Source organism: Streptomyces sp. NPDC050422 (genome assembly GCF_044458665.1).
Taxonomy (GTDB): Bacteria; Actinomycetota; Actinomycetes; order Streptomycetales; family Streptomycetaceae; genus Streptomyces.
Window position 1 is genome coordinate 207,089 of the sequence record NZ_JBITIE010000018.1, and the last position, 7,205, is coordinate 214,293.

The following is a 7,205-nucleotide window of genomic DNA, read 5'->3' on the forward strand; positions in this document are numbered from 1 at the left end:
ATCAGAACCTTCCGTCACGTACCTGGAACTTGGTGGGCTTGCCGGACAGCGGCAGCCCGCGCCGCAGCCAGTCGGCCTGCCATTCGACGAGGGTGCGCAGCGCGACGTCCGGGTAGCCGAACAGGGCGTGGCAGCGGCTCGCGTCGGAGAGCAGCGCGGTGGGTGCCTCCGTACCGGCGAGCACCGGCTCACGGTCGAACTCCTCGCCGAACCACTGGGCGATCCGGCGCACCGACGCGGTCTCGGGACCCGTGAGGTTGAGGGTGAACGGCTCGCCGTCGGAGGCGTGCGGCAGGGAGCGCAGGGCGACCTCGTTGGCGTACCCCTGCCAGACCACGTTGGCATGACCGGTCGTGATGTCGACGGGCTCGCCTGCCAGGACCCGGTACGCGATGTCGGCGAGGACGCCGTAGCGCAGGTCGACCGCGTAGTTGAGGCGGATGTTGGCGACCCTGGTGCCACGGGTCAGCGCCGCGTGGGCGAAGATCCGCTCCCGTCCCAGGCACGACATCGCGTACTCGCCGACCGGTCCGACCGGGTCCGTCTCGGTGCAGCCGCCGGAGGAGACGGGCACCAGCGGATACACGTTGCCGGTGGAGAACGCGGCGATCCGCGCCCCCGACCAGCGCGCCGCCACCCTGTCCGGCATCGCGGCGTTCACCGCCCAGGCGTGCGAAGGAGCCCCGGCGGAACCGAACTTGGCGCCGACCATGAAGACGACGTTGCCGGCGTCTGGCAGTTCGGCCAGATCGGCGGCCGGGTCCATCAGGTCGAAGGCGACGGTCCGGACCCCTGCCGCCTCGAGTTCTGCGGCGGCGGCCTTGTCGGACCAGCGGGAGACCGCGTACACGGTCACGTCCCCGCGGCCCGCGGCGTCCAGCGCCCGGCGGGCCAGCCGGCACAGACTGGGGCCCATCTTGCCGCCCGCGCCGAGCACCAGCAGATCGCCTTCGAGACGGGCGAGATCGGCGACGAGCGCGAGGGAGGGGGTGGCGAGCCGCTCTTCGAGTGCGGCCACATCGGTGAACATGTGCGGCTATCCCTTGATTCCGGACGCGGTGACGCCCTCGGTGAAGTAGCGCTGGCCCACCATGTACGCGGCGAAGATGGGCACGAACGCGATGACGGAGCCGGAGAGCACCACGTTGAGCGGCACGTTCTGCTGCTGGAGCGAGGCGATGCCGACGGTGAGGGTGCGCATGTCGGTGGACTGGCCGATGACCAGCGGCCACAGGAAGTCGTTCCAGTGCCACAGGAAGACGAACACCCCGAGCGTGGCGAGGATCGGCTTCAGCAGCGGCAGCACGATCCGGTAGAAGATCTGCCACTCGTTGCAGCCGTCCAGCCGGGCCGCCTCGAACAGTTCGTCCGGCAGCCCCTGGATGAACTGCCGCATCAGGAAGACCGCCTGGGCGTTGGCCAGGGTCGGCACGATCAGACCCCAGTACGTGTCCACGCCGCCGAGCTTCGCGATCATCGCGAACGTCGGGATCATCGTGACGTGGTACGGGACCATCACCATCGACAGGAACGACCAGAACATCGTCTCCCGGCCCGGGAAGCGCTTCTTGGCGAAGGCGTACCCGGCGAGGGAGGCGAGCAGCAGCACACCGACGACCGAGACGACCGAGTAGACCAGCGTGTTCAGCAGCCAGCGCGGCACGTCCTGGGCGCCCATGACGGTGTCGTACGCCTCGCCGGTGATCGGCCACGGCAGCAGGCTTCCGGGGAAGTCGACCGCGGCGGACGGTTTCAGGGAGAGCACGACCATCGCGTAGAACGGGAACACCGTCACGAGCGCGGCGACCGTCAGCAGCACGCCGCGCGCGATCCGGCCGGTCCGGGTGGAGCGCATGCCGTACGGGACGGTGTCCTGCTCGGAGAGCTTGCGCAGTCTGCGCGCGGCCCGGTGTTCGGCCCGGTCCCGGGGCGCGGGCGTCCGGCCGGGGGGCTGGGTCTTCGTCTCTGTGGGTGCCGCGGTCATGGTCACTGGTCCTTCCCGATCACGAGCCGCTGGATCACGGCGACCACCACGGTCAGCACGAAGAGCGCGACACCGATGGCGGAGGCGTAACCCAGGTCGAAGTACTTGAAGCCCGCGTCGTAGAGCTGGAAGACGAGCGTGTAGCTGGCGTTGGCGGGGCCGCCGCCCGTCATGGTGTAGACGGCGTCGAAGACCTGGAACGACGCCGTCGTCTCGATCACCGCGAGGAAGAACAACGCCGGCTTGAGCTGCGGCAGCACGATGTACCGGAACCGCTGCCAGGGCCCGGCCCCGTCGGTGAGGGCGGCCTCCTCCAGCTCGCGCGGGATGTCCTGCATCCGGGCGAGCAGGATGAGCATCCCGTACCCGAAGCGGGACCAGACGCCGACGATGGCGAGCGCGGGCAGCACCAGCACGTCGTCGGAGAGCCAGGAGCCCTCGGACATCCCGAACCAGCCCATCAGGCTGGACCACGGGCCGCCGGTCGAGAAGATCCACACGAAGACGGTCGCGGCCAGCACCAGCGAGGTGACGACCGGCAGGAAGAACACCGAACGGAAGAACTTGGCCCCGCGGAACGCGCGCCGCGTGATCAGCGCCAGGGACACCGACGCGATGAGCGTGCCCGGTACGGCGAGCGCCGTGTAGAGGACGGTGACCTTCAGCGCCTGCCAGAACAGCGGGTCGGCCCACAGGCGGGTGAAGTTGTCGAGCCCGATGAAGCTGCCGCCGCCGGTGAGGGAGTAGTCGGTGAAGCTCATCAGCACACCGGCGACGCCCGGACCGAACCGGAAGGCGAGGAACAGCAGAAAACACGGAAGGACGAAGAGCAGGCCGATCCGGGCCTCGCGGCGCGCCTGCGGCCCGCTGCGACGGCCCCGGCGGGTGGGTTCCGCGACGACTGCCACGGGGATCTCCTTGCGGTGCGGGGGAATTGCGGGAGGTCGGGGGAGTACCCCCGAGGGGGCGGGGCCGGAGTCCGGCCCCGCGAAAGGACGGTCAGCGGCCGAGCATCGCCTGCGCGGCCTTCTGCGCGGCGTCCAGCGCGTCCTGCGGGCTCTTCTTACCGAGCAGCGCCGCCTGGATCTCCGGCGCGAGCATGCCCTGGACCTCGCGGGCCTTGTCCTGCAGCGGGCCCACGTCCATGCTCGGCAGCGTGGCGCCGACGGCGCTCTGGAGCGCATCGCCGGGGTACAGGTCGCCGCCGGACTTGCGGGCCGGGAAGAAGCCCGCGGCCTTCTGGAGGCCGGCCGCGTTCTTCGACTCGGCGACGAAGTTCAGCCAGTCGCCGGTGTTCTTCTTGTCGGCGCCCTTGAGCATCGAGAGCGCGCCCACGGTGCCGTAGCCGACCGACGCGGTGTCCTTCAGCGGCGGCTGGACGACGATGTTCTCCTTGCCCCAGAAAGGCTCGACGTCCGCCGTGGTGTTCTGCCACGTACAGGCCACCTTGCCCTTGGCGGTCGGGGTCTGCTCCAGCTTGGGCGTGGTCGTGACCAGGTCCTTGTCCGTGTAGCCGCCGTCGACGAGCTTCTTCAGGTACGTCAGCGCCTTGACGCCGGCGGCGTCGTTGAAGGTGACGTTCTTGCCGTCCTCGGAGAAGACGTCGCCACCGGCCTGCCACAGCAGCGGGTAGAAGGTCATGTTCAGCGTCTGCTGGGTGTCACCGCTGTAGCTGGTGGCGTAGTAGCCCTTCTCCTTCAGCTTCGGGGCCAGTGCCTCCAGGTCCGCCCAGCTCGTCGGGTAGGTCTTCTCGCCGATGGCGGCGAACACGCGCTTGTCGCAGATCAGCGGGTTGGCGCTGGTCAGGATCGGGGTGGCGAGCGCCGTGCCGTCGACCGTGACGGACTTCAGGGCGAAGTCCGTGTAGTCGGACTTGGCGTCGGCCGGCATGTAGTCGTCGGCCGGGACGATGCTCTTGGCGTACTTGGGCAGCTGGTCCGGGATCAGATAGACCGCGTCCGGGCCCTTGCCCGAGGCGATGGCCGTGGCCAGAGCGGTGTCGCGGTTGGCCCACGGGAAGGTCTCCACCTTCACCGTGACACCCGCGTGCTCCTTCTCGAAGGCCTTGACCAGACCGTCCCAGTACGCCTTGTTCTTGGCCTCGTCGAAGATGACCGGGTAGGTCCACATGGTGACGGTGTTGCCGTCGTCGCCGCTGCCGGAGCAGCCGGCCAGCACACCGGCGGCGAGCGCGGTGGCCATGACGGGAACGGCCAGGGCGCGGACTCTGGAACGACGGGTGAGGAGACGGGACATGAGGGGGTCCTCCGAGGACGTGAGGGCGGTTCGGGAAGAAGTAGTCACTGCGCCGGGACCGTCTGGACGGTGCCGGTGTGCCGGGCACGTTCGGCGGCGAACGCCGCGAGATGACTGCCGAGCGAGGTGGCGGGGCCGGAGCGGACGGCCCCGGCGTCACCGGTGGCGACGGCGGTGACGAACGCCTCGACGAGCGCGGCGTCCCCGCCGCCGTGCCCGTCGGCGGCGTTCGACCCGGACGCGCCGAGTTCGTGGACGGCCGACTCGCCGGTACGGAAGTCCTGCACCGTGACCCGCTCGCCGTCACCGACCAGCCAGCCGTGCGAACCGAAGATCCGGGTCTGACGGTGCGTCTGCTCGGTGAACGCCACCATCTGGAAGGTCGCGGTCACCCCGTCGGTCAGCTGCATGGCGAGCACCTGGTGGTCGACCACGTCGTTGTCGCCGCGGTAGGCGCAGACCCCGTAAGGACCCTCGCGCAGCGCAGCGACGAGACCGGCCTCGTCCGTCGCCTCGGTGACATGCGTGACCGGCCAGACCGCGCCCTTGTCGCGCAGCGTCGGCATGTACAGCTTCAGCGCGCTGTACGGGCAGTCGTGCTCGACCGCACAGTCCAGGCAGCGGTCGGCGGACCCGGCCGGGGCGTTCTCGGGCCGGAAGTGCTTCAGCCCGCCGAAACCGGTGACCTGCTCGATCCGGCCGCCCATGACGTACGTGATCCAGTCCAGGTCGTGACAGGACTTGGCGAGCAGCATTGGGGACGAGTCCTTCTCGCTGCGCCACGGTCCGCGCACATAGCTGTGGGCGTAGTGCCACCAGCCGACGGGCTCAAGATGGTCGATGGAGACCAACTGCCCGAGCACTCCGGAGTCCACGACCCCCTTCACCAGGTCGGTGTACGGGGTGTACCGCATGACGTGGCACACCGCGAACAGGACCCCGGCCCGCTCCACCCCCTCGACGATCCGCCGGGTCTCCTCCTCGGTCGGGGCGAGGGGCTTCTCGGCGAGGATCGCGTAACCGGCTTCGGCCAGGGCCAGCACCGGCTCCACATGGAAGCGGTCCTGGGTGGCGACGATCACGGCGTCCGCGATCCGGCTCTCGGCGAGGGGCCGCCAGTCGTCGAACTCGACGGGCGCACCGGCGGCGGCCCGCGCGGCGGGACGCGGATCGGCGACGGCGACGAGTTCGGCGCGCTCGGGGTGTGCCTTGATCCACTCGGCGTACGTCAGACCGCGGTTGCCCGCGCCGACGAGGGCGACCCGCACGGGCCGGCCGGTGATCGGGGTATGCGTGGACACGGGGAATCCCTGGTGCTCGGTGGTGCCTGATGAACGGGGTGGTCAGAAGCGGAGCGTGGCCGCGGTGTGGGCGACGCGGTCGTCCTCGTCCGGCAGTGCGGTGCGTTCGGTGCCGTCCTCGACGCAGCCGGTGTGCAGCAGATGACCGGTGGCGCCGAAGGCCGCGGGCCGCAGTTCGAGCCGGCCGCCGGTGAACGTGCAGCCGGTGGCCCGGTAGCGGTTGGTGCCCTCGGTGACCAGCACATGGGCGGTGCCCTTGGGTGCGGTCGAGTCGAGGCCGCTGAGCTGCCAGTCGACGGTGCGCCCGGAGCCGGTACGGGCGAGCAGGGCGCCGTCCTTGTTGGTGCCGGACAGCCGCGTGCCGTCGATGCGCAGGCGCTGGTCCTTGGCCGAGGTCAGCTTGAGCCCGGTGTCGCGGAGTTCGCCGCCGAGGACGGTGATGTCGGCGTGGGCGAGCGAGACGGGGGCGGTGTCCTTGGAGCCGGTCAGGGTGCACTGGTCGACGACGAGCGCCCCGGTACCGTTGAACGCCGCGCCGTCGACGCCCTTCAGCGTGGTGCGCTGGAGGGTGAGCGGGACGGTGACGCCTGCCTGGGTGACCTCCGCGCCCGCCGCGAAGGCGAACGAGGAGTCGGCGATGACATTGGGGCGGGCGGAGAGGTCCGAGGCCCGGGAGACGATCAGCGGACCGGTGGCCGTACAGCCCCGCAGCTGCACTCCGTCGGCGTTGACCCAGAGCATCCCGGAACCGGCCAGGGACTCCTTGCCGACGACCAGGACGTCCTCCAGCGTCAGATCGGTGATCTTGACGCGGGCGACGAACCAGGAGCAGGCGTGCCGGCGCACGGTGATCCGTTTGGCCCGGCCGCCCCAGGCCGCGCCGGAGTTGGCGAACGTCATCAGGCCGGAGTTGCCGGTGTAGACGAGGTCGTGCTCGAACTGGCCGTGCGTCACGAATGGGCCCTCGTCGTCACCGTCGCCGTGACAGTTGGTGACGTAGCAGTAGGCCGAGGCCGTGAAGTCGTTGAGGTGACGGGCGTTGGAGGTGTGACAGTCCTCCACGTGCCCGTACAGACAGTAGATCTGCTGGGTGAGATAGCCCGCGCCGCCGTAGGTGACGGACTTCGGGTTGGTGAGCGAGCACTGCTCGGTGCGGTAGTACGTGCACCAGCGGCGCATCACCACCGGCCAGAAGGTGCCCATGGCCTCGATGCCGGAGACGTCGCAGCGCACCGCGTACTCGTACGCGACCGGGTGCGAGCCGGTCATCTCGTCCTCGCCCCAGCCCTCGAAGACCATGTTGCGGACGTGGGCCCGCTCGACGGGCTCGACCCGGGTCCAGGTCAGGGTTCGCCCGGCCGCCAGGTCCCAGCCGATCTGGTAGTTGACCCGGATGTGCGCCGGATCGACGACGTCGGTGACCTGGACCAGGCGCTGGATCTCCCTCTCGTACTTCCCCGCCAGGGCGTTGATCTCCACGGCCCACCACTGCCCCACGGCGAACTTCGACGCGTCGCCCACCTCGAAGAGGTCCGAGAGGTCCGGCATCGCCGCGCTCAGGGTGTGTTCGACGGTGGTGTCGGTGGGGGTGCCGCGGAAGGAGAGGACGGCGCCGAAGGGGTTGTCGTGGGTGTTCTTCTCGATGCCGGTGGTGTGGATGTGGT

General features: G+C 69.9%; 6 protein-coding genes. All 6 read right to left on the reverse strand.

The window, feature by feature from the left end; all coding sequences use genetic code 11:
* Nucleotide 1: 1 nt before the first annotated feature.
* Complete coding sequence (locus tag ACIBJG_RS27960) at nucleotides 2–1,030, reverse strand: NAD-dependent epimerase/dehydratase family protein (RefSeq protein WP_399311476.1); 1,029 nt, start codon at nucleotides 1,028–1,030, stop codon at nucleotides 2–4.
* 6 nt (nucleotides 1,031–1,036) lie between these two features.
* A complete protein-coding gene (locus ACIBJG_RS27965; protein WP_399311501.1) occupies nucleotides 1,037–1,855 on the reverse strand; it encodes a carbohydrate ABC transporter permease in 819 nt (272 codons plus the stop codon).
* A gap of 131 nt (nucleotides 1,856–1,986) precedes the next feature.
* On the reverse strand, nucleotides 1,987–2,892 hold the full coding sequence (locus ACIBJG_RS27970) for a carbohydrate ABC transporter permease (protein WP_399311478.1): 906 nt from the start codon (nucleotides 2,890–2,892) through the stop codon (nucleotides 1,987–1,989).
* A gap of 91 nt (nucleotides 2,893–2,983) precedes the next feature.
* Nucleotides 2,984–4,240, reverse strand: a complete 1,257-nt coding sequence (locus ACIBJG_RS27975; RefSeq protein WP_399311479.1) for an ABC transporter substrate-binding protein — start codon at nucleotides 4,238–4,240, stop codon at nucleotides 2,984–2,986.
* Nucleotides 4,241–4,284: 44 nt separating this feature from the next.
* A complete protein-coding gene (locus ACIBJG_RS27980; protein ID WP_399311481.1) occupies nucleotides 4,285–5,541 on the reverse strand; it encodes a Gfo/Idh/MocA family protein in 1,257 nt (418 codons plus the stop codon).
* 42 nt (nucleotides 5,542–5,583) lie between these two features.
* Nucleotides 5,584–7,205, reverse strand: a 1,622-nt coding sequence (locus tag ACIBJG_RS27985; RefSeq protein WP_399311483.1) for a peptidase C14, incomplete at its 5' end; no start/stop codon positions are given.